1 protein-coding gene is annotated in these 295 nt (G+C 64.1%); it reads right to left on the minus strand.

Annotated features, from left to right (window positions below):
* The coding region (locus tag LD028_RS08735; RefSeq protein ID WP_237811583.1) for a M15 family metallopeptidase at positions 1-295 on the minus strand (295 nt) is incomplete at both ends.

The following is a 295-nucleotide window of genomic DNA, read 5'->3' on the forward strand; positions in this document are numbered from 1 at the left end:
CCCGCGTGTTGGCAAACGGCTCTTCCAGCAAGGTGCTGCGATCGGAGCCGGCTACGTCGATAGCGAGGCCGGTCTGGTGTTCGCTTTTCCCCGGCAGGGCGCTGTAGCGGGCCGCGTGCTCCGCTCCCTGGGTTTTCACGTAGCCTTCGTACAGGACCTTTTGCGTGTGGTACGAGCGGTAACCGGAGACGCCGTACAACTGGATGCCTTCCTGGTTCGCCTTGGCGAACAGCTCCTCCAGGGCACGTGCCGCTTCTTCCCGCAGCAGGCGCTTCTCCGCCTTGCCGGAAAACGT

This window comes from Anoxybacillus sp. LAT27 (assembly GCF_022030075.1).
GTDB classification, from domain to species: domain Bacteria; phylum Bacillota; class Bacilli; order Bacillales; family Anoxybacillaceae; genus Anoxybacillus; species Anoxybacillus kestanbolensis.